The organism is Sunxiuqinia indica (genome assembly GCF_009847015.1).
In the GTDB taxonomy this organism is placed as follows: domain Bacteria; phylum Bacteroidota; class Bacteroidia; order Bacteroidales; family Prolixibacteraceae; genus Sunxiuqinia; species Sunxiuqinia indica.
Map to the genome: position 1 here is coordinate 405,249 of NZ_WVEM01000003.1, position 25,599 is coordinate 430,847.

Annotated in this window: 24 protein-coding genes and 1 riboswitch; of the genes, 5 read left to right on the plus strand and 19 right to left on the minus strand. The window is 39.3% G+C overall.

Annotated features, from left to right (window positions below; translation table 11 throughout):
* Nucleotides 1-33: 33 nt before the first annotated feature.
* From GR929_RS06925 to GR929_RS06955, 7 genes are all read right to left on the minus strand, one after another.
* Nucleotides 34-831, minus strand: a complete 798-nt coding sequence (locus tag GR929_RS06925; RefSeq protein ID WP_159518209.1) for a GTP 3',8-cyclase MoaA — start codon at nt 829-831, stop codon at nt 34-36.
* Complete coding sequence (locus GR929_RS06930) at nt 815-2,005, minus strand: molybdopterin molybdotransferase MoeA (protein ID WP_159518210.1); 1,191 nt, start codon at nt 2,003-2,005, stop codon at nt 815-817. Before GR929_RS06930 ends, GR929_RS06925 begins: the two co-directional genes overlap by 17 nt.
* Nucleotides 1,987-2,526 carry a hypothetical protein gene (locus tag GR929_RS06935; RefSeq protein WP_159518211.1) on the minus strand — a complete coding sequence of 180 codons (540 nt, stop codon included), beginning with the start codon at nt 2,524-2,526 and terminating at the stop codon, nt 1,987-1,989. Before GR929_RS06935 ends, GR929_RS06930 begins: the two co-directional genes overlap by 19 nt.
* A 61-nt stretch (nt 2,527-2,587) precedes the next feature.
* A riboswitch (molybdenum cofactor riboswitch) is annotated at nt 2,588-2,728 on the minus strand.
* A 124-nt stretch (nt 2,729-2,852) separates the two neighbouring features.
* Nucleotides 2,853-3,425, minus strand: a complete 573-nt coding sequence (nadD, locus tag GR929_RS06940; protein WP_159518212.1) for a nicotinate (nicotinamide) nucleotide adenylyltransferase — start codon at nt 3,423-3,425, stop codon at nt 2,853-2,855.
* Nucleotides 3,426-3,427: 2 nt separating this feature from the next.
* Nucleotides 3,428-4,003, minus strand: a complete 576-nt coding sequence (gene gmk / locus GR929_RS06945) for a guanylate kinase (RefSeq protein ID WP_159518213.1) — start codon at nt 4,001-4,003, stop codon at nt 3,428-3,430.
* A 40-nt stretch (nt 4,004-4,043) separates the two neighbouring features.
* Entirely contained in the window at nt 4,044-4,919 is an 876-nt protein-coding gene (locus GR929_RS06950; protein ID WP_159518214.1) for a YicC/YloC family endoribonuclease, read from the minus strand.
* 104 nt (nt 4,920-5,023) lie between these two features.
* Nucleotides 5,024-5,980 (minus strand): diacylglycerol/lipid kinase family protein, encoded by a 957-nt coding sequence (locus GR929_RS06955; RefSeq protein WP_159518215.1) that lies wholly within the window; start codon nt 5,978-5,980, stop codon nt 5,024-5,026.
* Between the two features lie 57 nt (nt 5,981-6,037).
* On the opposite strand from GR929_RS06955, the gene GR929_RS06960 reads away from it, so the two are divergent.
* Nucleotides 6,038-7,210 (plus strand): App1 family protein, encoded by a 1,173-nt coding sequence (locus tag GR929_RS06960; RefSeq protein WP_159518216.1) that lies wholly within the window; start codon nt 6,038-6,040, stop codon nt 7,208-7,210.
* Nucleotides 7,211-7,249: 39 nt separating this feature from the next.
* Here GR929_RS06960 and GR929_RS06965 read toward each other — a convergent pair whose 3' ends face one another.
* The 3 genes from GR929_RS06965 to GR929_RS06975 all read right to left on the minus strand — a co-directional run bounded on the left by GR929_RS06965 (nt 7,250) and on the right by GR929_RS06975 (nt 9,329).
* Nucleotides 7,250-7,603, minus strand: coding sequence for a hypothetical protein (locus GR929_RS06965; protein WP_159518217.1), 354 nt, complete (start codon nt 7,601-7,603; stop codon nt 7,250-7,252).
* A gap of 189 nt (nt 7,604-7,792) precedes the next feature.
* Complete coding sequence (locus GR929_RS06970) at nt 7,793-8,395, minus strand: aminotransferase class IV (protein WP_159518218.1); 603 nt, start codon at nt 8,393-8,395, stop codon at nt 7,793-7,795.
* Nucleotides 8,388-9,329, minus strand: a complete 942-nt coding sequence (locus GR929_RS06975; protein WP_201300925.1) for an aminodeoxychorismate synthase component I — start codon at nt 9,327-9,329, stop codon at nt 8,388-8,390. The genes GR929_RS06970 and GR929_RS06975 overlap by 8 nt, the downstream gene beginning before the upstream one ends.
* 162 nt (nt 9,330-9,491) lie before the next feature.
* Here GR929_RS06975 and GR929_RS06980 point away from each other — a divergent pair, with 162 nt between their 5' ends.
* From GR929_RS06980 to GR929_RS06990, 3 genes are read left to right on the plus strand one after another with little or no spacing between them, the layout of a single operon-like run.
* The gene (locus GR929_RS06980; RefSeq protein WP_159518220.1) at nt 9,492-10,163 is read left to right on the plus strand and encodes a YggS family pyridoxal phosphate-dependent enzyme; all 672 of its coding nucleotides are present in this window, start codon (nt 9,492-9,494) and stop codon (nt 10,161-10,163) included.
* A gap of 55 nt (nt 10,164-10,218) precedes the next feature.
* Nucleotides 10,219-11,205, plus strand: a complete 987-nt coding sequence (locus GR929_RS06985; protein ID WP_159518221.1) for a dihydroorotate dehydrogenase-like protein — start codon at nt 10,219-10,221, stop codon at nt 11,203-11,205.
* Nucleotides 11,206-11,219: 14 nt separating this feature from the next.
* On the plus strand, nt 11,220-14,399 hold the full coding sequence (locus GR929_RS06990) for a PKD domain-containing protein (RefSeq protein ID WP_159518222.1): 3,180 nt from the start codon (nt 11,220-11,222) through the stop codon (nt 14,397-14,399).
* Here GR929_RS06990 and GR929_RS06995 read toward each other — a convergent pair.
* The 3 genes from GR929_RS06995 to GR929_RS07005 form a co-directional block, all read right to left on the minus strand.
* Complete coding sequence (locus GR929_RS06995; protein ID WP_159518223.1) at nt 14,396-15,370, minus strand: PorP/SprF family type IX secretion system membrane protein; 975 nt, start codon at nt 15,368-15,370, stop codon at nt 14,396-14,398. The genes GR929_RS06990 and GR929_RS06995 overlap by 4 nt on opposite strands.
* A 114-nt stretch (nt 15,371-15,484) precedes the next feature.
* Nucleotides 15,485-16,456: a hypothetical protein gene (locus GR929_RS07000; RefSeq protein ID WP_159518224.1), complete on the minus strand. Its 972-nt coding sequence runs from the start codon at nt 16,454-16,456 to the stop codon at nt 15,485-15,487.
* Nucleotides 16,457-16,566: 110 nt separating this feature from the next.
* Nucleotides 16,567-17,115: a HEAT repeat domain-containing protein gene (locus GR929_RS07005; RefSeq protein ID WP_159518225.1), complete on the minus strand. Its 549-nt coding sequence runs from the start codon at nt 17,113-17,115 to the stop codon at nt 16,567-16,569.
* Between the two features lie 107 nt (nt 17,116-17,222).
* On the opposite strand from GR929_RS07005, the gene GR929_RS07010 reads away from it, so the two are divergent.
* Nucleotides 17,223-18,572 (plus strand): MATE family efflux transporter, encoded by a 1,350-nt coding sequence (locus GR929_RS07010; protein ID WP_159518226.1) that lies wholly within the window; start codon nt 17,223-17,225, stop codon nt 18,570-18,572.
* A gap of 376 nt (nt 18,573-18,948) precedes the next feature.
* Here GR929_RS07010 and GR929_RS07015 read toward each other — a convergent pair whose 3' ends face one another.
* The 6 genes from GR929_RS07015 to GR929_RS07040 all read right to left on the minus strand — a co-directional run bounded on the left by GR929_RS07015 (nt 18,949) and on the right by GR929_RS07040 (nt 24,834).
* Nucleotides 18,949-19,497, minus strand: a complete 549-nt coding sequence (locus GR929_RS07015) for a DUF2867 domain-containing protein (protein WP_159518227.1) — start codon at nt 19,495-19,497, stop codon at nt 18,949-18,951.
* A 630-nt stretch (nt 19,498-20,127) separates the two neighbouring features.
* Nucleotides 20,128-20,550 carry a VOC family protein gene (locus tag GR929_RS07020; protein ID WP_159518228.1) on the minus strand — a complete coding sequence of 141 codons (423 nt, stop codon included), beginning with the start codon at nt 20,548-20,550 and terminating at the stop codon, nt 20,128-20,130.
* A gap of 800 nt (nt 20,551-21,350) precedes the next feature.
* Nucleotides 21,351-22,499, minus strand: a complete 1,149-nt coding sequence (locus GR929_RS07025; RefSeq protein ID WP_159518229.1) for an epoxide hydrolase family protein — start codon at nt 22,497-22,499, stop codon at nt 21,351-21,353.
* A 230-nt stretch (nt 22,500-22,729) separates the two neighbouring features.
* Nucleotides 22,730-23,413 carry a hypothetical protein gene (locus GR929_RS07030; protein ID WP_159518230.1) on the minus strand — a complete coding sequence of 228 codons (684 nt, stop codon included), beginning with the start codon at nt 23,411-23,413 and terminating at the stop codon, nt 22,730-22,732.
* Nucleotides 23,414-23,564: 151 nt separating this feature from the next.
* Entirely contained in the window at nt 23,565-24,011 is a 447-nt protein-coding gene (locus GR929_RS07035) for a hypothetical protein (RefSeq protein ID WP_159518231.1), read from the minus strand.
* A gap of 49 nt (nt 24,012-24,060) precedes the next feature.
* Nucleotides 24,061-24,834, minus strand: a complete 774-nt coding sequence (locus tag GR929_RS07040) for an RNA polymerase sigma factor (RefSeq protein ID WP_159518232.1) — start codon at nt 24,832-24,834, stop codon at nt 24,061-24,063.
* Between the last annotated feature and the right edge of the window lie 765 nt (nt 24,835-25,599).

The following is a 25,599-nucleotide window of genomic DNA, read 5'->3' on the forward strand; positions in this document are numbered from 1 at the left end:
CTTATATTGTTTTATCTCCATCTTTTCGTTTTTTCATCCTCCAATATTGTAGAACTCTCCGGATTGATTATACGTTCCGGATCGTGGTTTATTCCCTATCGCCAAATTGATTGCCTGTTTTGCGCCGAGTTTCCGGATATTATAGCCTAAGTTGCTGAATAGACATGGTTTTACGTCGCCATTGGCCAGTAGACGAATCCGGTTACAACGGCTGCAATTTCCGCCTTCGCCACCCTCGACTTTCGAAAATTCACCGGTTTGCAAGTTCATTTGATGAATGAAACGAAGGTCCAGTTCGTTTTTCTCGCAGTAAGATTTTAGTTGCCTGACTTCCTCATCCGGCTCATCCATCAGCACTGCATTGATTTTAATAGGAGTTAATCCGACTTGCTGAGCAGCTTCAATTCCTTTAAATACATTTTGTAGGTTGCCAGAACGGGTGATTTGGCAGTATCGCTCTGTGTTTATCGTATCCAGGCTAATGTTCACCCGGTTAAGTCCGGCAGCTTTTAATTCAGCTGCATATTGATCTAAAAGTTGTCCGTTGGTGGTCATCGATAAATCTTCCAGTCCCTCAATTTCTGCAAGCTTTTTTACCAGGTCAACAATCCCATTTCGAACAAGAGGTTCGCCTCCGGTTAGCCGCACTTTTGTGATTCCGTTTTTAACTGCTAGTCGGGTGAATGCTTCAATCTCTTCAAACGAAAGAATATCATCGTGTTTCATTAATTGAACTCCTTCTGCCGGCATACAGTAGGTGCAGCGGAGATTACATCGGTCGGTTACCGAAATACGCAGGTAATTGATATTTCGTTTAAAGCGGTCGTACATACACGGTTTCTCCTTTTTGAAGTTCATTGGTGCCAAGCGGAATCGTCATGAAACCAAAAGCTCCATGATAAGCATGAATATGAGCCGAGCCGTGATAATCGATTGTGACCGCTTCATTTTGTTCATTGATCATGACGGGCACATATTCTGTTCTGTCAGCCTTCTTTCGTTTATAGTTTTGAGCTAAGGACAAAGGCAAGCTTAGCTTGATTTCTTCGTAATTCAGCAGTTTGTAAATAAACGGTTTTGCAAAGACTTCAAACTGAATAAATGAAGAAACCGGATTGCCGGGAAGTCCAATAATGTATTTGTTTTGGTTGACCGCAAAGGTGGTGTGTTTGCCCGGTTTTACCGTTAATTGACTAAAAAGAATCTGAAAATTGAGTTCTTCAATAATGGCAGGCACAAAATCGAAATCGCCCACCGAAACGCCTCCGGAGATTAAGGAGACATCATTTTCATCGGTTGACTTTTTGATCGCCTCGTACGTCATTTGACGGTCGTCTTTTACAATGCCATAGTAATTGACTTCGAATTGACACGCTTTTGCCTGGGTAGCCAGTTGGTGGCCATTCGAATTTCGTATTTGAGAGGCAGCCGGTTTTATTTTCGGTTCAACCAATTCTGATCCGGTAGAGATAATTCCAACTTTGGGTTTACGATATACTCTTGGTGTGACACACCCAACAGCAGCCAACATGGCAATATGCTGCGCGCCAAGTTTTGTTCCGGCATTTAATACCAGCTCGCCGGTTTTCAAATCCTCACCAATCAAGCAAATATTACTTCTTGTTTTTTCGCCGGTAAATCGCACCTGATTAGCGTCAATCTGTTGGCTTTGTTCAACCATGAAAACGGTATCGGCGCCTTTAGGCACTTCAGCTCCGGTCATAATTTTGGAACATTGCCCTTTGCCAATTGAGAAGCTGGGGGATTGCCCTGCAGGAATTACTTCGAGCACCTGCAACAATTTTCCCAAATCTTCCTTTTTGCAAGCGTAGCCATCCATCGCCGATTTGTTGAATGGTGGCATATCGACATCGGAATAAACCGGTTCAGCCAAAATGCGTCCGGCGGATTTTGTAAAGTCGACTAATTCGGAGTCGATCGCTTGCGCATTTTCAAAAGCTATTCGAAGCGCATCATCCAGGCTTATTAGTTTATGATTTTCCATTCAGTATAAAAATTTAATTGTTCGGGTTGCAGACTAAATGATTTTCCATCAGATTGCACAACAAAGTCAGCGATTTTTAAATGGGCTTTCGTGTGCGGCTTGTTTTCAGCATCTTCATTATAAATAAACAAAAACAAGCCGGCGGCAATGTATTTGTGTAATGAGGCCGATTCGATGATGATTGGACTGCTGGCCGATAAAAATGGAAGCAACGCCATAAAAGCATCGGGTAAAAATTCATCTTTTGCCTGAATATAAAAAGAGCGAGCTGCCCCATTTTTCAAGTAAAGCGAGCTATCTTTTTCAGTTGTTTTGTCAGTTTCTTCAAACAATTGAAAGCAATTGTATTCTTCAGTAATGAGTTTTAGTCCTTTGGTTTGAGGGTGAAAGTGAGATGAGATTTTTACAGCAATTGGTTTTTGCTCTTTTGTTTTTTGAAGTAAGCGGCATACGAATGTGGTTTTCCCCACATTACGGGCTGATCCTGCAATTAAAATGATGTTATTCCATTCTTGAACCATAAAAAATTCCCCTTTCCAAATTAGCGGAAAGGGGAATCTTGAGCAATTTATCTATTCTAATTCAAAGCCAGATTGTTCTCCTTTCCAAAGTCATCCGGCCACTGCCGAAATCGGGAGGCTCAATCGTTTCCAACTGAACCCATCGGTTCGTAAAACCTATGATTACTCACTTAGTTTTCCGAACTCGGAGTATTGTTGTGTGCAAATATATAAATATCTGCATTTGTGTGAACGTTTAGGGCTAATTTAGAACGATTCCAAAAGCTTGCTCTTAAATTAGCTGTTATCAATAACAAGAAAGAGGGGAGAGTGTTTTATTGTAAAGGCTATTTGTAGAAACTCATTTCATCTATATACTTCCATGTTTTTTTGGGAAGGAAATGGCACACATCTTTACCTTCGGCAATGGCTTTCCGAATAAATGAAGATGAAATCTCCATTACCGGAGCTTCAATAAAATGAATATGAGGATGTTTTCGCAGGGATTCTTTATTAACCCCGGGGCGAGGATAAACCAAGAGGTGATAGTCAGACAGGATCAACTCTGTATTTTTCCATTTGTCAATATGGGCCAGATTATCAGCTCCCATAATCAGATAAAACTCATTTTTCGGATGTCTTTCTTTCAAATAGGTTAGGGTGTCAATGGTGTATGATGGGATGGGTAGTTTAAACTCAATTGATGAAGCTCTAAAGCGGTCATCATCTTCAATTGCCAGGTTTACCATTTCCAGTCGCTGGTAATTATCGAGCAATTTTTTCTTGGTTTTAAACGGACTTTGCGGACTAACAACGAACCACAGTTGATCAATATCGGAAAACTCGACCAGGTAGTTGGCAATGGCTAAATGTCCAATGTGAATGGGATTGTATGTTCCAAAATACAGTCCGACCTTCATAACTAGTTTTGGTGATTAATAAACTCGGTAACCAATTTCTCTGCGTTCGCCAATGTCTTCCGGAGTTCTTCGCTTAGCAAAATGGTGTCAAATTGTGGTGCGAAGGTCAATTCGTATTCCGCTTTTTGTACCCGCTTGTCGATCACTTCAGCCGAATCGGTAGAACGTCCTTCTAATCGTTTGCGCAACTCCTCAATCGAAGGTGGTTGGATGAAAATAGCTAAGGCATCGTCGCTATAATACTTTTTGATATTGATGCCACCCACAACATCGACATCAAAAATGACGTGGTTCCCTTTATTACGGATGCGTTCAACTTCTTCTTTCAGTGTTCCGTAGCAAGTACCCTTGTATACTTCTTCCCACTCCAGAAACTCGTTGTTGTCCACTTTTTGCATAAACTCGTCCGGGCTTAAGAAATAGTAGTCTTTGCCATTTGTTTCGGTATGACGTGGTGCCCGACTGGTAGCTGAAATGGAGAATTCTAAACCGAAATTTTGCTGAAGTAAATGTTTTACAACGGTCGTTTTTCCGGCTCCAGAGGGTGCTGAGAATATGATTAACTTTCCTTTTTTCATGATCAAAAAATCAATTCACTAATCGTTTAAACGTAAAAAATTACAATACGTTCAACATCTGCTCTTTGATTCGTTCCAGTGAATCTTTCATTTGAACTACGATTCGCTGAATATTGCTTTCGTTGGCTTTACTTCCTAATGTATTGATTTCGCGGCCAATTTCTTGTGCGATAAACCCCAATTTCTTTCCAACAACTTCGCTGCTTTCCATGGTTTCCAGGAAATACTCACAATGGTTGGCTAACCGGACTTTTTCTTCATTAATGTCCAGTTTTTCCATGTAGTAAATTAGCTCTTGCTCAAAGCGGTTTTTATCTACATTGCCGTTGAGAGCGATTTCATTCAAACCATCGGTAATTCGGGTTTTAATATTCTCCAACCGTTGTTTCTCGAACGGCTCAACTTGTTTTAGTAAATCCAAAATTTCGTTGACATTGGAACGGATATCTTTTTCGAGGGCAATGCCTTCCTGACAGCGGAACTGATCAACAGCTTCGATTACTTTTAGCAGATTAGCATGAATGGTTTCCCATTCTTTTTCGTCCAGTTCTTCGTATACGGTTTTTACAGCATCGGGTAATCGTAAAATAGATTGCATGACCTCAGGAGTAACCGGTAATCCAATTTTTTCCTGAATTGAACTCAGTTGTTCAAAATAGGCAGTAACGATATTTTCATTAATTACTGAATTGCTTTCAGTTCCGAGGTTTTCAAGATAAAGGGAAAAATCCATTTTGCCTCGCACCAGCTTCTCGTTCATTTCCTTGCGGATTAGAATGTCTTTTTCGCGATAAAGTGCGGGAATTCGGGAGTTAATATCGAGTTGTTTGCTGTTCAGCGTTTTTAACTCAATAGTGATTTTTTTATTTCCGGTTTCAAATTCGGCCTTTCCGTAGCCGGTCATCGATTTGATCATGCAGTATTTTTTAGTTGGCTGCAAAGTTACTATTTTAAAAGGAGTTCATTGATATTTGCCGGGAAGTTTTTAAACCACACAAGACCAGGGCTGCGCTTGTCAGTTCAATTCTTGTCGAACAGCGAATCCAGTTTTCTGGAAAAAATAGATTGAGCCTCCTGATCGGGAACCAATATTTGTAATGCATGAGGAATTATTTCCACGCTTATTTCTTCTATTCGTCCAATTAGCTCCCCATCAATTTGAAGTTCCTTTTTTTTGTAATTTCGGATGGATGCCTTTTTGCAACTGTAACTATCGACATAATCCAACTCATGGATTGTTCGAGAAAAGAAGGGGATGATCATATGGAATAGATGCCAGGCTGAGTAGGGTCTGATCAGTATAATTTCAAATTTACCGTCATCGATAATTCCTTTTGGATTGATTACTGCTCCTGTTCCATATTTTGAGGCATTGGCAAGGACAATCATATGCGCTTTCCGAATAATTTTTTCACCATCAATATGCATTAGGTATTTGTTTGGTTTTGAAGTGAAAAGCTCTTTGAAAAAATGCTTTGCATAGCCGATAAAACCTCTCGTGTCATCGTTTTCAAAACGCTTGATGATTTGGGCATTCAGTCCAATGTCACTCAGGTGAAATGAGATGTGTTGGTCGTTGATCCTCAGCGCATCGATTGATTTTTTCTTGGTACTTGTAACTACCTTTAAAGCTTGATCAATATTTTTGGGTATTCCTAATTCAGTGGCCATGCCATTTGCCGAACCTAGTGGTAATATAGCGATTGGAATATCTTTATTGAGCATGACTTCCCCAACAAGCCTGAAAGTCCCGTCTCCACCTACCGAAACTACCCGATCAGGTGAGTATTTAGCAAGTACAGTTGTAATTTTTTCGACATCATTTTCACCAGTTGTGTAAAAGATCTCGTATTCTGAATGCTTATCCTCAAAAACCGCCTGAATCTTTTCTTTGAGGTAATTTTTATCAATATCGCCGGATATTGGGTTGATAGCGAATAGAATTTTCTGGTTCTGGCTTGTTTCCATGTTTGGCATATCTTATGCATATTTTAATAGCGAAAGCTATAAAACTTATGCCAAAAATATGACTTTATGGTAAAAGGAGTAAAACCGTTCATCTATTTTAAGCGAAAGACTAAGAGTATCTCCAAGCGAATAAAGCTATATTTAAAGCACCGGTTGGGATGGTTAGGTGTTCCTGTAATTGTTACCTACCGGGGTTTTGGAAACAGTAGTCAGTTATTTGTGAATGGTTATGTTACCGAAGACAAGGGACTGGCTAAACCTCTCGAAACCAATTCGGTTTGGATGAATATGCTTAGCATGATTAAACGATATTCCAGCGATGAGATTCCCGGAGTGGATGTCAAAATAGAAATTGATGAAAAATTTCATCAGGTGACTACCGAAGACAATGGTCTTTTTAAAACCTCTTTTACGAATAGTTCGCATGCAATACGCTCGAATTCAGAGTGGTTGCCGTATGTGGCAACACTGCATTCGGATATCACAGGAGAAGATCAAGAGGTGAGTGCAAAAGGCGAATTATTTATTCCCGGGAACGATTTAGATTTCGGAGTCATTTCAGATATTGACGACACCATTTTGGTTAGTCATGCGACACAAACACTGCGTAAGCTTAGACTAATGCTATGGCGAAATGCCAGGACACGAAAACCCTTCCCGGGGGTAGCCGCATTTTATCGGGCTTTGCATTCGGGGGATAATGGAAAAAAAGCCAATCCTTTTTTCTATGTGTCCAGTAGCGAGTGGAATTTGTACGATTTGCTGGAAGACTTCTGTCGTTTTAATAATTTTCCGAAAGGGGTCTTTCTGTTAAGAGAGTTGAAAATGAATATTTTGAAATTTTGGAAATCGGGAGGTGGAAATCACGAGCATAAATATGAAAAAATAAAAATGCTTTTCGAAACCTATCCAACTATGTCTTTCATTCTGATTGGCGATAATGGTCAGCACGATCCGGAAATCTATAACCGAATAACATCAGAATTCCCTAATCGGGTAAAGGCCATTTATATCCGGACAATTAAGAAAAAAAGAATCAACGAACGGTTAAACGAAATTATTGACGGATTGAGGAAATTAAATGTTCCTATGATTTTGGCTAATGATACAGTAGATGCAGCCAGGCACGCGGCTCAATGTCGTTATATTTCATCAGCTGATATCGATCAAATTATTCTTGATAGCAAAGAGGACTTGGCAAAGTCAGGGGCACCTTTAATGAAGAAAGGATCATCCTAGTCCGGATCATCCTTCCCCATATCTTTTTACGTTTACAAGCTAATCATCGTCATCATCATCACCATCCGAACTATCTTCAATGTTCTCGGCAATGTAATCCAACTCGGCATATTTGTCCTCAAAATCGATGCGCGACTCATCTTTTAGTGAACCGTCATCATCATAGTCATCATCATCGCTAATGATGTCTTCGGCCTGCTGAACCGTCATTCGTACCAAATAGTATTTTTCGTCCGTTTCAAATGGGAGTGCACTAACGAGCATTCCATCCTTATTGGTAAAGGTGATTAAGTGCTGGCTGAACCCCTCAGGATGCACCAACTTTATTTGCTCTTGGATCCGATTCTCTAACTTTTCAAAATCTTTGATAACTCTTGGTTTGTTGACAGCCATGGTTTTATCCTCCTTATGTTTTGTTCCTTAAACAGGCGATTACTATCCGATTTTTTTACATCTAATACTGCCGAAAAATACAAAATTGAATGAATAAAAAAATAGGTTGGATAGCATTCCTGAGACTTTTTTTAGACTTCATGCTAGAAATTTGAAATGATTTATGTGTTGGTGGACTGTAATCGATTGTTATTTAGACTGTCCCGGGCTTTTGATTTGAGAAGCTTTTAATCGAGGCATGTTCTCCAAATCATAAAAAACATTGATCACTCCAATTTCTTCAAAAGTAAAAAGCATTTCTTCTGTTATTCGGACTGCTTTGATTTTTGCTTCGGCAAGCAATTTTTCGCGCTGTGTTCCTTGTAAAAGAGGCTGGTCTGGAGTAAACCAACTTTGCCCATTAAAAAACACCAGGTTGCCAATAAAGCAATCCGTAACTAAACCATTTTTGATAATGATGATTTCGTCGGCATCTTTCCGCTGATCAAATAGCAGCTGTAATCTTGTACGGTCAGCATATTTATAGGTATAGTTGATCAAGTCATCCCGAACAGCTTGCATGGAGTTGATTTGTCTGTTTTGGTGCGGAATAAATTCGATCTGATTAATCTGTTCCCCATATAACACACGGCATCGGAAAATGCCTGTTTGGTTTGCTTCCGGAATCTTAATAATTTCAGCTAAATCTTGTTCTGGCAGATTGAATAACTCCCGGCGGGCTTTGTTAAAGCGCCGGTTATGGAACGGCAGATTGGCGAATCGACCGTTTTCAAGTTTTATGGTCTCAAGCAAAAGGCACATATACTTTTTTGACTAGTTCTTCGTATTCCTGCTCGCAGTTACTTTGAAAAGTAATTCCGCCGCCACTCTTAAATGTTAGTTTATTATTTTCTTGTTCAAGATACCGAATTAAGACACAGCTGTCGAGATTTGAGCCATCAAAAACGCCAAATATACCAGTATAATAGCCACGGTCATATTTCTCCGCTTCTTTAATAATTTCAACTGTTTTTTTCTTTGGCGCTCCACTCACCGATCCGGCAGGCAGCAAACTACCGATGATGCTTCCGATATTTTCATAATAGTTATCAGGTAGTTCCCCGGTAATTTGAGAACTCATTTGCAGCAGCTCGTTGCGATTGGACTTAATGTGATCCAGATAACGATATTTCTTCACCTGAACATGGTCGGCAACCATGCTTAAATCATTCCGGATCAAGTCAACAATTGTATTGTGTTCAGCCAATTCCTTCGTATTGTTTTTAAGGATAAAAGCCGCATTCTCTAGCGTTGCATCAATGGTTCCTTTCATTGGAAAGGATGAAATTTTACCTTCTTCGATGCGGATAAAGATTTCAGGAGAAAAGCATACAAACTGATCTTTCAGCATCACTTTGTATGGCGAATGACTGATGCTGAAAATTTCATCTAAGCTATGGTTGGTTTCAATATCGCTTGGCATGGTCAGGTTGAGCAAGTAGCTATCGCCATTGTGTAAGTGCTTTTGAACAAGCTCAAACGCTTTTTTGTAGCGCCCATAATAAACAGGGTGCACCTTCCATTTCAAATCTTTTGGTTCCTGTGTCTTTGTTGTGAAGTTCGACCATTTGGGAGTTTGCCACAGAATATTCGTTCTACTTTCTTCCCAATTCCAAATCAATGGTTTTTGAAAATCAAAATCAATTAAGAAAACAAAGGGTGTTTTTGATTTTCCCAATTCATTCATTTTGAAAATAGTATGTTTTTTAGCTTCCTGCATGAAGGATGCAAAGATAGAAAAATGATGTGCATTCCAAGCTGGCCGGCTTTTGCTTCAGCGTGAAAAAACTACGATTTTGCATGCTCATGTTGCGCTGCTTTTGTAGATTTGTGGTTCAATTTTATTGTTATGGGAATTGTTGATAATTATAAACATATCCATGCTGGTCTGAAAGAAGGAGTGAAACTGGTTGCTGTTTCAAAAACTAAGCCCAATGAGGATATTCTTGAGGCCTATGAAGCTGGTTGCCGGATTTTTGGAGAGAACAAAGTTCAGGAGTTAACAAGCAAGTATGAAGAACTTCCGAAGGATATTGAATGGCATTTTATCGGTCACCTTCAATCGAATAAAGTCAAGTACATTGCTCCGTTTATTGGTTTGATTCACGGCATCGATAGTTTAAAATTGTTGAAGGTGCTTAACAAGGAAGGACGTAAAAATGATCGCATAATTTCTTGTCTGTTGCAGTTTCATATTGCAGAAGAACAAAGCAAGTTTGGGTTAGACTACCAGGAAGCAGTCGATATTTTAACTAGTCCGGCGTTTGCAGATTTGCAATTTGTAGAAATTCGCGGAGTGATGGGCATGGCAACCTACACCGATGATTCGAACCAGGTTAGGAAAGAATTTCAAACCTTAAAGGGCATTTTTAGCAGATTGAAAGAAGCGTATTTTCAAAACCAAAGCTCGTTTGCCGAGATATCAATGGGAATGTCGGGCGACTATCAATTGGCTATAGAAGAGGGCAGTACAATGGTTCGCGTTGGTAGCAAAATTTTTGGTGAACGTCAATACCATTAAATAACATATCTTTGGCACTATTTTTTTAATATATTCGGAACAAAAAAACAACAGAATGGCAAATTTGGAAACCACATACATGGGGCTGAAGTTGAAAAACCCCATAATCGTAGCCAGTTCAGGCTTAACAAACTCAGTTGAAAAGATTAAAGAATTGGAGAAAGCAGGTGCCGGAGCGGTCATCTTAAAATCGCTTTTCGAAGAGCAAATTAGTGGCGAAGTAACGCATCTGATCAAAAAGGACCCGCAAAATTCCTATCCGGAGGCTGAAGACTATATTCGTGGTTACACCCGTGATAATTCAGTATCAGCACATTTGAATTTGGTGAAAGATGCTAAAAAAGAGGTTGGTATTCCGATTATTGCCAGCATTAATTGTGTGTCGGCAAAGGAGTGGATGAGCTTTGCGAAGGACTTTGAGCAGGCTGGTGCCGATGCGTTGGAACTGAACTTATTTGTGGTTCCGACTAGTCGCTTGCAGGATGGATCTGAAGTAGAGCAGCTATATATTGATGTGTTGAGCAAGGTAAAAAAGGAAGTCAGCATTCCGGTTTCAGTGAAAATTGGTTTCTACTTTTCAAATTTGGTTTCTATGACCGAAAAGCTGATGGCCAACGGAGCCGCGGCTGTAACCATGTTCAATCGTTTTTACGAACCAGATATCAACCTCGATAAACTTGAACTTTCTTCATCAGAAGTATTCAGTTCACCGGCAGATATTCGTCGCTCATTGCGTTGGGTCGGATTAGTTAGTGCTGCATTGCCGAAGCTGGAGATTGCAGCTTCAACAGGAATTCACGATGGCGCAGCTGTTGCCAAACAATTGCTGGCTGGTGCTCAGGTAACTCAAATTTGTTCGGTCGTTTATATCGAAGGAGCACAGGTTATTAATGGAATTTTAACCGATTTGGAATCCTTTATGGATAAGTGGAATTTTGAAACCATCGATGCTTTCAGAGGTCGATTATCTTATGCAAAAATTGAGGATCCACTGATGTACGAACGGTCACAATTCATGAAATATTTTTCGAGCAGGAGTTAGCCGGATACCTGCTCATGAAAACGACGATACTAACCTTTACCTTTCTTTTCTTCCTATCAGTTGCCTGTGCGCAGACTGACGTGTTACAGATCCAGTCCGTAAATCCTGATGCGATTGATTATTGTACGGGAGTTGTCAAGCTAGGTAAACGTGTTGGTATTCAGGGGCCTGAAATCGAAGGAGGTCTGAAAATCTCAATTTCAAATTATCAGGTAGGAGAGGATCAGTTAAGCTTTCAGGAGACATCAAAAATTAAAGCGCGTTGGGATGATGCAACAGGTACCTTGATTCTTTCAGGAAGTGCAGCAGCGTCAGAATACCAGGATGCGGTTCAAAATATTGAATACACGAACTTGGCTTCTTCGCCTACGAATGGAATTCGCAGGATTTCGATTACCTTAAAAGATGTTGATTATTTGCCTGAAACAGAGCATTTTTATAAGTATGTAAGTAGCCGGGGAATTAGTTGGACTGAGGCAAAAAAGGAAGCCGAAGAGAGGAATTACTTCGGACTTCAAGGTTATCTGGTTACCATTCTTTCCCGGGTCGAAAATGATTTTGTTTGGACTAAAGTAAATGGGGTAGGCTGGATTGGTGCAAGCGACGAGGAAAATGAAGGAGAATGGAAATGGGTGACTGGTCCCGATCCGGGAATCTTGTTTTGGCGCGGAACTTATAACGGCGGATCGCGAATTGATGGTAGGTTTTCTTTTTGGAGTAATGGTGAGCCTAATAATTCATACGCCAATCTCAATGGAGGGCTTGGAGAGGATTATGCGCATATCAATCAGAATCCCAGTCAGCCAAGTAAATCGTGGAACGATCTGAGAAATGAAGGGGACGGCTCTTCGTCTGAGTATTATTATCCTCAAGGTTATATCGTTGAATTTGGAGGTATGCCGAATGATCCGGAAGTGAGTTTATCAGCCGTATTAGATATCAATGTTTGGAATATAGATTTTGACGATCAACAAGACATTACAATTTGCCAGAATCAGGAAATCCGGTTAAATCATGAGTTTGCCGGGAATTATGAATGGACTCCGACGACAGGATTGGATGATCCATACAAGTCAAATCCGTTGGCTGCTCCAACGGACACAACAATTTATAAAGTGGTTTCGAGAAATGGGACTTGTGTTGATTCGGCTGTTTTTAAGGTGAATGTAAAACCTAGTCCTAAGCTGGACTTAGGAGGCGACCAAAATATCTGTAAAGGAAGTATAATTGAATTGGATGCCGGGAGTCATGATTTTTATAATTGGAATACCGGCGATGATCAGCGCTCCATCACGGTTACAGAAACAGGAGCTTATAAAGTGCAAGTGGGAAATAGCTTCAGTTGTTTTACAGAGCAAGAAGTCGCAATTACGTTTCATCCCTATCCGGTAATTGATTTGGCTGACACCGATACCTTGTTTTGTGATCAAAAAACGGGCGAAGTCAAAATAGAAGTTGACCATGGCAATGTCGAATGGCAACCGATCTCGTCTGGCTTAAGTTTTGGTTCCTTGAATTCAGCCCAGTCAGTAGCCGAGGTAGCAAACTATGGCACATATAAAACAAAAGTAAGTGTCGAAAGCACCTACGGCTGTACCACAAATGATTCTTTAAACCTAAGCTTTTACAATATTCCAACAAGTGAATTTAGTATTGATGAGACCGAATGCTATGGCTACAACCTGGAGGTAATGTACGAGGGAGATGGCACTGGTGATGCAACTTATAACTGGTTTTTTCTCGACTCCGTTTATGCTTCGGGAGTTGGAATAACCGATTTAACAGTTGCTTTAGGTTTTGAAAGCCACGATAAACGAGATTTAGGTTTGCTGGTCAGCGAAGGAGGTTGCTTGAGTGATACAACCTGGCAGCACATTAACGTGATTCCAAACTTGAAGATTGTTGTTGCAGATGATGAAGACTGTGAGCCTTTCTTAGTGGACTTCTCAGCGGAAACGACCGAGCCGGTTTCTGAGTTTTACTGGGATTATGGTGATGGTGGCGTAGGTCGTGGACAGACTTCAACATATACGTATGCAGAAGATGACACTTACGATGTTGGCTTGCTCATCGTTTCAGATGAAGGGTGTGAGAATTACGGTTTAATTGAGGAGTTGATTAAAGTCAGGCCAATCCCGTCTGTTGAAACAAATCTTGATCCTGATTCTTGTTTTGGTCATACGATTGAAGTTCGGTACATGGGATCTGCCAATCCACAAGACACCTATCATTGGGATTTATCTGACTTAGATTCGAATGAAATACTGGAAGATCCGGGAACAGGACAGGGGCCTTTTGAAATAAGTCTAAATAATAAGCCGGAATCCACCATCTCATTGCAAATTACAACCGAGTTTGGCTGCGAGAGTGACGAACGGGAATTTTCATTTAAACGTAAACCCTGGATCCAGCTAGTGGCTAATCCGTTAGAAGGTTGCCCCCCCTTGGATGTTTCTTTTCAGGCACTGCCTTTGGATTCAGTTGATGCACTGACCTATTCGTGGAACTTTGATCAGGGAAATGGATATCAACCAGCCGCTGATCAGCTGATGAATACGTTTAGTACGCCAGATCACGAGTTTGATATTTCAGCTATCGCAAAATCTTCGGTGACCAACTGTGTAGATACGGCTTGGTTGGATACAGCAGTGCGGGTTTTTCCTAAACCAACCGCTTCCTTTCGGGCAGATACAACTGAAGTTAGTATCGTGAGACCGAATTTTGAGTTTGAAAACCGTAGTGAAAATGCTCAGAATTATTATTGGGATTTTGGCGATAGCGTCGGGTATTCGACCGATTTTGAACCGACTTACAGTTTTGATGAAATGGGATGGTTTGATGTGGAGCTGATTGCCGAAAATGAATTTTTGTGCACGGATACTGCCTATCAGGAAGTGCTGGTTGCTTTTGATCGGATATTTCCTCCCAATGCATTTAGTCCGAATAGCAGCAATGCTTTGAATCAACAGTTTTTATTAGCTCCCGAAGGTATTTTAGAAGCCGGCTATCACTTGCAGATTTTTAATCGCTGGGGAGAACGTATTTTTGAAGTCCAAAATGGTTTTGAAGGATGGGACGGGAAAACAAAAAACGGGCAGAATGCTCCGACCGGAGTTTACACCTGGGTGGTTTCGTATCAGGATTTTTTAAACAGAAGCCATCAACAAAGCGGGACGGTAACCTTGGTGTATTAAAGAGAAGGAATGAGTATCGCTTTACGGCTATTGTGTGCTTCTCCGAAGAAAAAAGTGAGCGAAAACTCATGGGAGCCGCTGGAGTAATTGGCAAGTTTTGACAAGGTATAGTCGTAACTATAACCAATTTTAAACTGATTTTTCATCACTCCAAACATCAGAATCACAGCATCAGGATGAACGCCTATATTCTGACGATACCACACTCCCCCGGATAAGGACTTCTCTAAAATGTACATGCCCAGGCTGACTTGTGAAAATGCCCCTTGTTGTTGAAAAATAATATTGGGCGACAGTGTAAATTCGCGGGATAAAAGCCCCCGGTGAAGTTTATGCGTGCGCGAACCTGCGTGAAATGTAAACTTCATGGGAAGTTTGCCTTTTTGGTCACCTTCAATGATCGATTCGTTTGGTTGAGTTAAATGAGATAGACTAAATCCAAAGAAGAATGAATCGTATTGCCCCAATGTACCCAATCCAAAATCAGGATAGAGGATGCTTGAATTTTCAGGTTGTTCCTGTTCTCCCGGGAAAGTATGTCCGTTCAGTTGGTCAATCATATCAGGGAAAATGAGTCGACCATAATCCAGTTTTTTATAGGCCACGCCAGCCTGTAGGCCGACATCAAAAAACAGACGTTCACTCACCTTGATGTGGTGTGAATAGAAAAATGACCCGGATGAAGTCTGAACAAGTCCGTTGAGTTCGGTACTTTGATGAAACTGTATTCCTAAACCACCATTCAGTTTTTTGAAATATTGATCGTAGGACAGACTGTAATTAACAAAGGTATTTCCTTTTTGAGGCCATTGATTGCGATAGTTAATAATCACTCGTGGTCGCTCCGAAGTTCCCGTGAACCCTGGATTTAAGTATATCGGATTGGCATAAAACTGAGAGTATTCAGCATCCTGTCCCCGGGCATGGGAAAACAGGCTGAGCAATAGAATTAAAAATGAAGCCTTTTTCACGTGCGATTAGTCCTGGTTTATTGGTTGGCTCGTAAAAGTAATATTAAAGTTTGAAGATTGTAGAATAGAAATCGAAGGCTGTTTTAAAACACCCGTATTTTGGTTTATAAGCCTTTATAAGTTCCGGATAATACCGGGTATCGGAATCCCATATCGCTTAAGTTCCGGGAAAATAATCCGAAGGCTGATGCTGTGCATAAATGTTCCAAATTCGCCGGTGTCGTTAAGGATGGATGCCAGATAATTCACTTTAAAGTATTCAAAATCGATACCTGTATTTATTGAAAAGCGGGTGTTCCCCGAGTCAAAGTTCGGTAGAAAACCAATGCCCATTTCAAATTTCTTTCGCTGTACTGTTACTCCGGTAAATAACTGCTTGGTTTCGTTGCCAACATGAATGACCAAACGTGGTCGGATCATGTAGGCTTTAGATAGTAAATCACGATGCTTGTAGGTGAAAATCTTCTCGGCATGAATTATCAGGTCGTAGGCTTTAACATCAAATTCATCCGTGTAAGGATTTGTAAAAAAGGATTGCCTGTACTTTGCAGATAGTCCGACACTTCCATGATAGTCTGTTAGTAGAATACCTCCGCCAACAATAAATTCGGATGACCGATAAAGAGAAGTTCCCGGAGCATAGGCTGTGTGCTCTCTGGTGTCGATTAAATTATCAAGGTGAAATAAGCTGTACTCTTTTAAGGGTTGATGAAAGCCAAGGGTTACTGATGGAATTAGAAAGGTCTCGTGCCCCTTGGGAAGGTATTTCGCAGCAGCGATTTCAAAAAATGGAACAAATATATTTTGAGTATAGTCCATTTGAGCTCCACCGATGAAGCCAAGTCCTAACGAACGTTTTTTTATAAAAAAGTCATGGCTCAGGTATCTTAAGTATGATTTCGTGTCTGTTCTCCGGGTGCTAACCGGCGATATAATTAATCGATCTCCTTTTGTGGCTCCCACGTATGAGGGGTTCAACAGAATTGGAATGTGATATTGCTGAATATCGGCAAATTCCTGTGAGTGAACCGGCCTGCATGTAAGTAAGAATAAAAGTAAAACGATTGAGAGCCTGAATATAATCACGTTTTGTTCGGTTTCCTTAGATGAATATATAGCAATATAACATATTTCAAAACGAACAGTTCTTTCAATCGTATCGGATTTCCCGTTAATTCTTTCTTAAGTCTTTTACTTTAATATGCTAGTGGTTCAATTCCACGCTCAAAAGCGGGCAGAAAGTCCAGTAAATCGTGCATCAGTTGTTTTTGTTGATCGTCGGCTTCCAACATTGCTCTCTTTAGCTTTTCACTTTCCTTATCGGCAATTTCTTTTGAAATTTTACCCGACATATTTGTAATAACGGTGTACGCTTCAAATGCAATTTCTAAATCATTTTCAATAACAAGGTCAACAAACAAGGAAAGATGATGGCTGTAATCCAGACCGTTTTCCCAGCAAGCACTAACCAACTGCTGCCGTTCGTTGGCATACTTTTTATTTTCGATAGCTTCAATGATCAGGGGGATGGCATCACTTTGTTTTAACTCAGCCAACAGCCGAAAAATGCATGTTTTGATCTCCGGATTGTCTGAAGCATGCAACAACTCGATCAAGATAGGAACATAGCCTGCATGGCCCTTCTCCTTCAATTCCGAAATCGCTTCGATCGCGGTGTCCGTATTCTCCGATTTTAAGCGGTTTAAGGTTGTCTTATCTATTTTATTTGAGTTTTCTGTGGTCATAACAATTGTATTTTGAGTGCAAATTTAATATTTCCCAAAGAATAATGGGAACGGTTTGTTGCCCGGTTTATTGAATCGAATACTTACATTTGTGCTCAGTTTTTTTTATGGATAGAACAAAAGAGTTGGGCGAGGGCCGTATTCCTCGGTTAATGTTAAAATATTTTATTCCTGCATTTATCGGAGTATTTGTAAATGCGCTTTATAATATAGTCGACCGTATTTTTATTGGCCAGGGAGTTAGCGCTGTCGCATTGAGTGCGGTTTCGGTCATCTTTCCGGTTATGCTGATTATGATTGCGTTCGGAATGTTGATTGGTATTGGTGCCGGTGTGTTAGTGTCAATCAATATGGGACGACGCGATATGGACCGGGCAGAGCGCGTATTGGGGAATAGCTTTCTGATGATGATTCTGGCTTCCGGCTTGATCTCGTTGATCGGCTTTCTGATAAAAGCACCCATGCTGAAGATGTTTGGTGCTACAGCAGAAACAGTCGGGTATGCAAACGACTATCTGAATATCATTTTAGTTGGAGTCATTTTTCAGGTCGTTGGGTTTTCGTTGAACAACGTGATTCGAAGTGAGGGAAACGCCAAAATAGCCATGTATTCGATGATATTGAGTGCTGGCCTAAACATTATCTTAGACCCCATATTTATTTTTGTTTTTGACCTTGGAGTAAAAGGAGCTGCTTATGCTACGGTCATCTCAATGATGTCACTATCCGTTTGGGTGCTGCTTCATTTTAACAGTAAGCGTTCGGTTGTTAAGCTGAGGGCGAAATATATCCGGTTAGATCCGGAGATTATGAAAGAGATTCTATTGATTGGAATGGCTCCGTTTTTTATGCAAACAGCCAACTCTGCTGTGCAAGCGCTTATTAACACAAAGCTTATTCAGTTTGGAGGCGACTTGGCTGTTGGGGCAATGGGAATTGTAAATTCAGTTGTCACGCTGATCATCATGTCCATTGTAGCCATTAATATGGCCTCGCAACCAATTATCGGGTTTAATTTTGGAGCACAGTCCGGCGGTCGGGTAAAAGAGACTTTGCGACTTGCTATGATCTCAGCCACCGTCATTTCCGTCATTTCCTTTATTGCTGTTGAGTCGATACCCGGTTTTATTGTTCGCTTTTTTAATGATTCGGATCCACAGCTTTTGAGCTTGGGTAGGCAGGGGTTGAGGATCGGACTTTTGGCTTTGCCGGTTGTTGGATTTCAGGTTGTAGTCGGGAATTTCTTCCAATCGGTTGGCAAAGCTAAGATAGCCACTCTGTTAACCTTACTTCGCCAGGTGATTGTGCTTATTCCACTCCTTTTTATCCTTCCAACGTATTTCGGGTTAACAGGAATATGGATTTCAATGCCAATTGCTGATACTTGCTCAGCCTTAATTGTGACTTTTTTTATTAGCCGTGAGTGGCGGAAAATTGATCAGACTGCAACAAGGTAAAACAGACTCCTGTTTCTAAGGGGCAAGGTAAACTATTACGGAAAATCTATGGCGTTGTGAAGAGTAAAACTCCGTATAGGCAAGACTATATCTGTTTCGATCCCATGCAAAGGAAAAGTGACGAAATGCCAGTTGTTGTCAAAACCTGACAGATATCGAGTGGAAGTGCTGCATTATACTGTACGGTAAGTTAAGTACCATTTTTACTTTACTTACAATTGTGAACCAGATGAGAAAAAAGTTTGACAAAGAGTTCAAGAAAAAAGCAGTAGAACTTTCCTATGCAAGAGGCAGTGCTAAAATTGAAAATGAAGTAGTTCTATGAAAGGAAATTAAAACCCAGCGGGCTATTCGATTGGCGGTTCGTTGTTTGTTCTCATTCGGTAGTTACATTTTCTATCTTTTTAATCATTTTTTTCAGTGTCTTTTTTACGATTAACTGATGAATTGGTTTAACTGGCAAAAAATAAATTCTCCCAAAAATATTTTTGTATTCAATCATTGTTGTTATCATTATTTTCTTTTTTTCTATGTCATTATTTTTGCAGTCAAGTAATAATGAAACGCTGAAACTAAGGTGTTTGTCGTCATCGCCTAAAACAAGTTCATTTTCAGTTTTTGCATACACTTTAAAAATGTCGAGTTGTTCCCCCGCTTGGAATTTAAAATTATCAGGATTCCTTGCTTCATCAGTCAGCTGTTCAGAAGTTTTCAATCCAAATACACCAACAACTTTATCCCTAATCAATATTAAACTGTCAGCCCATTTAGGACCACTGGTTAGAAATAATTTTCCGATACTAATTATATCATTATCAGGCCTGATAATTAAGTTCTGACTCTGAAAACTATCAATATAGTGGAATGATTTCTCATCCTTTTTCAGAATTGAATAATCGGGAATTTTGTTCTGTTTTATTATCATCTATTATTTATGTTTTTGCAATGACCGCCAACGGCACGCATATGCAAAGTTGGCGATTGTGTAGCACTTTCCCGTCAAACCGCTAAGCTGTTTGACGGGGTTACAAACTTTGATATTAAGTACTTTGCCTGCCATTACTTATACATTTTGTGTGTACCCAGCATGAGCATGTGCACACTTTACTGAGCTCTGAAAAAATGTTTAAAATAAAAATTTTCTTGTGTTAAACAGTAGGGTTGTGCATGAAATTATTCCAGAGGGTGTAAGTCTCTTACGGGTGGGGGTAACGCCCCGAACCGTAAGTAGGCTGCAAGGTGGTTGACTGTGAGGTCAGCACTGAAGGAAGCAGGATGAGCCGTCACCGAAAAGGCGGAGGACTCACCAAAAAGCTGAAGGGCTGAACGATACGTTGCTCAAAATTCGAGAGGGAGGTTTAAACCTCGAGTTTTCCATCCCTATCTTAAACTACAGCAAAGGTCTAAAGGAGAAAAGAGCTTTAGGCTGATACGTAACGAACCGCCGTATATGTTCCCGAGCTATTGCGAAGGGAAGGAGCGTAGCTCGCTTACGTACAGTGGTGTGAAAGCCTCTCCCTGCTAGCGTGGCGGGCTATTCGATTGTGTATAGCTTTTATTTATAAAATTCTCGTTCATCTACTTTAATTGTCGTTAATTCAACTGTATGTCCATCTATGTCCTTTGTGTATATTGAATCAAAGTAATGATGGTCTTGAATATTAAACTCCAAATTTAGTTCGATATATCTTTTTTTAGCTTTTTCAAAATTTTCATTTGTCACATTAAATGCAAAATGGTCAATCTTTACATTTTTTGAAGTTGGTTCAAGTTTAGTGTCAGTTGTATTGGCTGGAAACAATGCGATTCCTGATTTTCCTGCAAGTAAAAATATTGGAAAGTCTCCCCATTCAGGTAATTGATATCGTTTCAGTCCCAACACTTTTTCATACCAAGCTGCAGAAGCTTCCATATCAGCAACTCGAATTGCGACATGGTCTAAAAAATTAATTTCCATTTTATGCTCTTTATCTGTCATTTTTCAAATTACACACAACGGCAGTCTGTCTGAAAAGTAAAATTAAGCCATTGAGGTTTCAATATTTCATTCTTATTAAAGCCAGCTACCCAAATAATTCTTTCATGGAAAGAGGTATTTAGACAGTCTGACAGTTTATGTAAGTGGAGTGCGGGATTGAAAGTGATGAACTTTCAATTACGCACGGAGCCAATTCGTTTATTCATATTTTCATTTTTTACGCCAATCGTCAAAGACGAATTGGCGGTGTTGCAACGAAGAGCTGCGGTTGAATTGCCCGCTGAAACCCGCATTACATTTACACTTTATGTGTGCCCAGCATGAGCATGTGCACACTTTACTGAAAGCTCTGAATAAATGTTGAAAATACAAATTTTCTTGTGTTAAATAGTAGGGTTATGCATGAAATTATTCCAGAGGGTGTAAGTCTCTTACGGGTGGGGGTAACGCCCCGAACCGTAAGTAGGCTGCAAGGTGGTTGACCGTGAGGTCAGCACTGAAGGAAGCAGGACGAGCCGTCACCGAAAAGGCAGAGGACTCACCAAAAAGCTGAAGGGCTGAACGATACGTTGCTCAAAATTCGAGAGGGAGGTTTAAACCTCGAGTTTTCCAGCCCTATCTTAAACTACAGCAAAGGTCTAAAGGAGAAAAGAGCTTTAGGCTGATACGTAACGAACCGCCGTATATGTTCCCGAGCTATTGCGAAGGGAAGGAGCGTAGCTCGCTTACGTACGCTGGTGTCGAGAGGTGAAGCAGTCATTTGGCTGTCATCCACCTACTCGATTAGCGGTAGTGGTTAATTAAACTTTCAATTGTCGATAAAATTTACAAATATCTTCAACAAACAAGTCTGGCTCTTCCATTGCTGTAAAATGTCCTCCGCGAGGCATCTCTGCCCAATGGATTACATTCAAATTCTTTATTGTCCATTCTTTAGGAGGCAATAAAATATCTTGAGCAAATAAAGCAATACCAGTTGGTACCTCTATTTTACCCATTGGAGGCAGAGAATGTGTATTTTCGTAGTATATATTCACCGAAGAACTTAGTGTATTCGTTAACCAGTAAATCATTACATTGGTCAATAGTTCATCTTTACTATACGAATTTTCAAGCTGACCTTTGCAATCACTCCAAGAACGAAATTTTTCAAGAATCCATGCCGCTGTACCAACCGGAGAGTCCGAAAGTCCGTAGGATAATGTTTGTAGTTTTGTTGATTGAATAGATATATAGCCAGCTTCCTGAGCCATCCATTGTTGAGCAGTCTTTTTGTAGGCCATTTCTTCCTTGGATAGTTTGCTTTCATCAGGTGCCATTAAAAGGTCTCGAATAATACCAACGTCTGTCAGGTGGATACCAATTAATAAGTTTGGATGATTTAGAGCCATATAACGGGTAACACCTGAACCTATATCGCCACCTGCTGCTGCAAATTTGGTATAACCTAATTTTTCAGTCATCAGTTTCACCCATAATTCAGCTACATAAGCATTATTATATCCACTATGTTCCGACTTATCTGAGAAACCAAATCCGGGTAAAGATGGAATAATTACATCGAAAGAATCGTTTGGGTTGCCTCCAAAACGGGCAGGGTCTGTAAGCTTGTTTATGATTTTTTTATAACGAAGAAAACTATCAGGCCAACCATGTGTTAAAATGATTGGTGTCGGATTTTCCCCTTTTCCTTTTTCCCAGATAAAGTGAATATTAATTCCGTCAATTTTGCATTTAAATTGAGAATGACTGTTCAACTCTTTTTCCTGAGCACGCCAGTCATAACCATTCTGCCAATAATCAACAAGAGACTGTAAATAGTTCTTTTCCATTCCTCTTTCACTGTCTGAGTCTTTTAGTTGTTTAGGCCACCGTGTATTGGATAATTTGGAAGAAAGTTCCTCCAATACACTATCCGGTATTTGAATTAGAAATTTTTGAAGTGTCATATTAATCCTGAATTTATCTATTTTCTACTATTGTTTTTGATTCCAGCAAAATTGATAGCGCTTTATTTACGGACGTTTCCTTCCATTACCGCTAACGGTTGGTACATGTTGTCGGGGCGGATTTCGGAGAGCGTTCCTGTCCGAAGGACACGGAACTGTGAAACGAGAATCCGCAGTTGGCGTACCACCAAACCCCGTCCTGCAATATGTACTTTATTAGCGGTAGTTTTTTATTCAACAGGATATTTTGTTATATCAGGTTCACTTGATTCAAAAAGTCCCGTTTCGTAAAAATAGTTTGCCATTTTTAGAGCGTCTCCGTTTGAATTTTTTGTTGCTCTTATTGTAAACCATTTTTTCATAAATTCATTTTGTTCAATCAGTTCTGTATTTGTTTCTGTAATAACATTATTTAAGTCTGTTAAATCTGTTTCATCAGATACTTTGACGTAAAAAAGACTACTGTAACTATTTACACATAAATCTCCAATTGGCTCCCAAATTAAGTTTTCGCAGTTGTCGGTTTGAATAGTGTAATGTGCATATGAGATTATACTATTTTGCTGTAAATCGGAAATTATTGAAGTTAATTCCTCGCAGTTTTTTGAAGATTTAAGTTTTAAAGGAATTTCTTTGTATTTGTAATTTGCTTGAGTGTAAATTGTGTAGTCGTAATTTTGGTCAAAGTAGCTTTCCGTAGAAATATAATCTTGAATTTCATTGTCTGTATAAGTTGTATCACAGGCAATTAATAAATAATCATTTGATAATTCCCCCAAATAATCCTCAGCTCCGTTGTCGTATTTAAAATCAATATAATCACAACTACTTTGCAGTTTGTCATTTTCACCATCGTCAATGCAACTTGCTAAAAGAAAAGGAAATAAAATCAAGAAAGGAAGATGTTTTTTCATTGGTTCTTTTTGTGTTAGATGATAAATATTCCCATTAAGTTGCGTTAAAACTACCGCCAATAATTAAGCGTTCAAGCTCTGCGTTGCGTGCGGCTCGAACGCTTAATTATTATAAGCCGTTTTAATTCCTATCAATTTACTCCATTTAAACCTATTCTTCTTTGTTAATTTCAAATAAGAATTTTGAAATAATCAACCCTTCAATTAAACTTCCAAATAACAAAATAGTCAATTCTACAAAAGTCAACAAAATTGGCTCTTGTAGCAAGGTGTGATATACAAACCATTCCTGAAACACCCAATACATTATCCAAATAGTAAAACCCCAAAACAGTCCTTTTTTAATCCAAGTTTGACCTGGGATAGACTTTTGTAAAAGATTAAAAAGCCAGCTATGTACAATACTTAATACAACTAACCCAGCAACCGAAGGGAAAATTTCTCTAGTCGGTGTTATTTCAAGAAATAATTCACTTTGCCAATTCGGATTATACAATATTTTCTGAACAGGGGGACTCATAAATAACGCTCCCAAAATTCCTTGACTAAATAAACCTGCAATCAGTCCTGAGTAAATAATTTTAATTTTCTTTTTCATATTATCTCTTTTTTATTCTTAGACGAATAAGAAATTGAAAATGGTCGAACTATATATCATTAATTGCTTTTCTTAACACTTTCATTATTGAATCCTCTATTGCTGATCCTTTTGAAGATAATGGATTTATTTCTTTTACAAGCTTTGTACGTAAAACATAAAGTTTTCTCTTATCTTCCCTAGGAAAAACATTTTTTAACTTTTCCTGCTTGGGATTAAAAAGCCCATTCAATTCGGAGCATTGATAACAAACACCGTTTTTATTTATCAAAGCACATCTCCGGTCAAATATCTCAATCATACTTTGTCTTGCTCGGTATAACCAATGCTTTATAGTTCCTTTTGGCGTATCCAGGATTAAAGATATTTCATTGACTTTAAAATCGTAAATGTCTTTTAAAATCAGTACAACTTGTTTTTCAATGTCCAATGTTTTAGAAATGCATGTAAAACAGAAGCTAATATGTTCCTTGAAATCAAATTTTCCATTTTCAGAATTTTCACTAATATTCAAAAAAATGGTTCTATGAGCAGGATCAGATTGTGCTAATGCTTTTGCATCATCCTGTGCTGTTTCTGACCATCTATTTCTCTTTCTAAGCCAATCTTTTGCAAGATTTGTTGCAATTGAGAATATCCATGTTTTTAAAGTTGATTCACCGTTATATTGACGTTGTTTCTCCAAAGCTTTTACAAAAGTATCTTGGGAGATATCATTTGTCATTTCTTCATTGCAAGTCAGTCGGTATAGATACGATTTAAGTTCAGGTAAATTATCCTGATAAATCTGCGAAATATCAATATTTGAAATAAGTTGTTTCATTCTATGCTAATTGTATATAACGAAAACCACGGATATTGTCTGATTTATCAATTTTCGAACACAAATTCCCTTGCCCATAAAAGCTGAGGATAAGGGTGTTGTCAAGAAATTGAAAATTTGCCAGAACAGGAACATTGTACATTTCTATTAGGTATTATTGTATACGGGGTAGCTTCGCTCCACCATTCAATTTTCCAAAATGTCCCCAGCTCCAGAATTCTGACCGGGTTGATTTTAAACCTTTACACCATTTTAAACACCGAGCTTCGAACTGGCTCATTCTCGTTATCAAAACTATTTTTTAAAAGTCAATAATCAAAATAAACTCCTCTTTAAAAGGGGAATTCTGACTAACGGTAAAATTAGTTAATTATCGTACCTATCTTTTTATTCATAATACTTCCCCGCGAATCAAGATGCTTAAAAAGCTCAGAAAAGCTGCAAATTTTATCGTTAGCAACCGAATTTAATAAGAACTGTATGAATAGATAATTTAGTTTCAAATCTATTAGGGAGGTTCTTATGTGGGGAATGGCTTATAACGGCAGTCTGTCTGAAAAGTAAAATTAAGCCATTGAGGTTTCAATATTTCATTCTTATTAAAGCCAGCTACCCAAATAATTCTTTCATGGAAAGAGGTTTTTTGTCTAGTCCTAGAATACGGCTACAGGTTAATCATTATTTTAAGCTACGTTTTGAAACACCGAGTTAGGTGTTTTGTACCCTAAAGATACATGAAGCCTTTTGTTATTATATAGTTTAATA

Coding starts and splice junctions, on each gene's coding strand:
- GR929_RS06965 (WP_159518217.1), bottom strand. CDS start 7,603: ATGGCTGTCAACAAACCAAGAGTTATCAAAGATTTTGAAAAGTTAGAG.
- gmk (WP_159518213.1), bottom strand. CDS start 4,003: ATGAAAAAAGGAAAGTTAATCATATTCTCAGCACCCTCTGGAGCCGGA.
- GR929_RS06950 (WP_159518214.1), bottom strand. CDS start 4,919: ATGATCAAATCGATGACCGGCTACGGAAAGGCCGAATTTGAAACCGGA.
- GR929_RS06925 (WP_159518209.1), bottom strand. CDS start 831: ATGTACGACCGCTTTAAACGAAATATCAATTACCTGCGTATTTCGGTA.
- GR929_RS06955 (WP_159518215.1), bottom strand. CDS start 5,980: ATGCCAAACATGGAAACAAGCCAGAACCAGAAAATTCTATTCGCTATC.
- GR929_RS06975 (WP_201300925.1), bottom strand. CDS start 9,329: ATGAATGAATTGGGAAAATCAAAAACACCCTTTGTTTTCTTAATTGAT.
- nadD (WP_159518212.1), bottom strand. CDS start 3,425: ATGAAGGTCGGACTGTATTTTGGAACATACAATCCCATTCACATTGGA.
- GR929_RS06985 (WP_159518221.1), top strand. CDS start 10,219: ATGGCAAATTTGGAAACCACATACATGGGGCTGAAGTTGAAAAACCCC.
- GR929_RS07030 (WP_159518230.1), bottom strand. CDS start 23,413: ATGAAAAAACATCTTCCTTTCTTGATTTTATTTCCTTTTCTTTTAGCA.
- GR929_RS07035 (WP_159518231.1), bottom strand. CDS start 24,011: ATGAAAAAGAAAATTAAAATTATTTACTCAGGACTGATTGCAGGTTTA.
- GR929_RS07020 (WP_159518228.1), bottom strand. CDS start 20,550: ATGACAGATAAAGAGCATAAAATGGAAATTAATTTTTTAGACCATGTC.
- GR929_RS06990 (WP_159518222.1), top strand. CDS start 11,220: ATGAAAACGACGATACTAACCTTTACCTTTCTTTTCTTCCTATCAGTT.
- GR929_RS06930 (WP_159518210.1), bottom strand. CDS start 2,005: ATGGAAAATCATAAACTAATAAGCCTGGATGATGCGCTTCGAATAGCT.
- GR929_RS06980 (WP_159518220.1), top strand. CDS start 9,492: ATGGGAATTGTTGATAATTATAAACATATCCATGCTGGTCTGAAAGAA.
- GR929_RS07040 (WP_159518232.1), bottom strand. CDS start 24,834: ATGAAACAACTTATTTCAAATATTGATATTTCGCAGATTTATCAGGAT.
- GR929_RS07010 (WP_159518226.1), top strand. CDS start 17,223: ATGGATAGAACAAAAGAGTTGGGCGAGGGCCGTATTCCTCGGTTAATG.
- GR929_RS07015 (WP_159518227.1), bottom strand. CDS start 19,497: ATGATAATAAAACAGAACAAAATTCCCGATTATTCAATTCTGAAAAAG.
- GR929_RS07025 (WP_159518229.1), bottom strand. CDS start 22,499: ATGACACTTCAAAAATTTCTAATTCAAATACCGGATAGTGTATTGGAG.
- GR929_RS07005 (WP_159518225.1), bottom strand. CDS start 17,115: ATGACCACAGAAAACTCAAATAAAATAGATAAGACAACCTTAAACCGC.
- GR929_RS06960 (WP_159518216.1), top strand. CDS start 6,038: ATGGTAAAAGGAGTAAAACCGTTCATCTATTTTAAGCGAAAGACTAAG.
- GR929_RS06935 (WP_159518211.1), bottom strand. CDS start 2,526: ATGGTTCAAGAATGGAATAACATCATTTTAATTGCAGGATCAGCCCGT.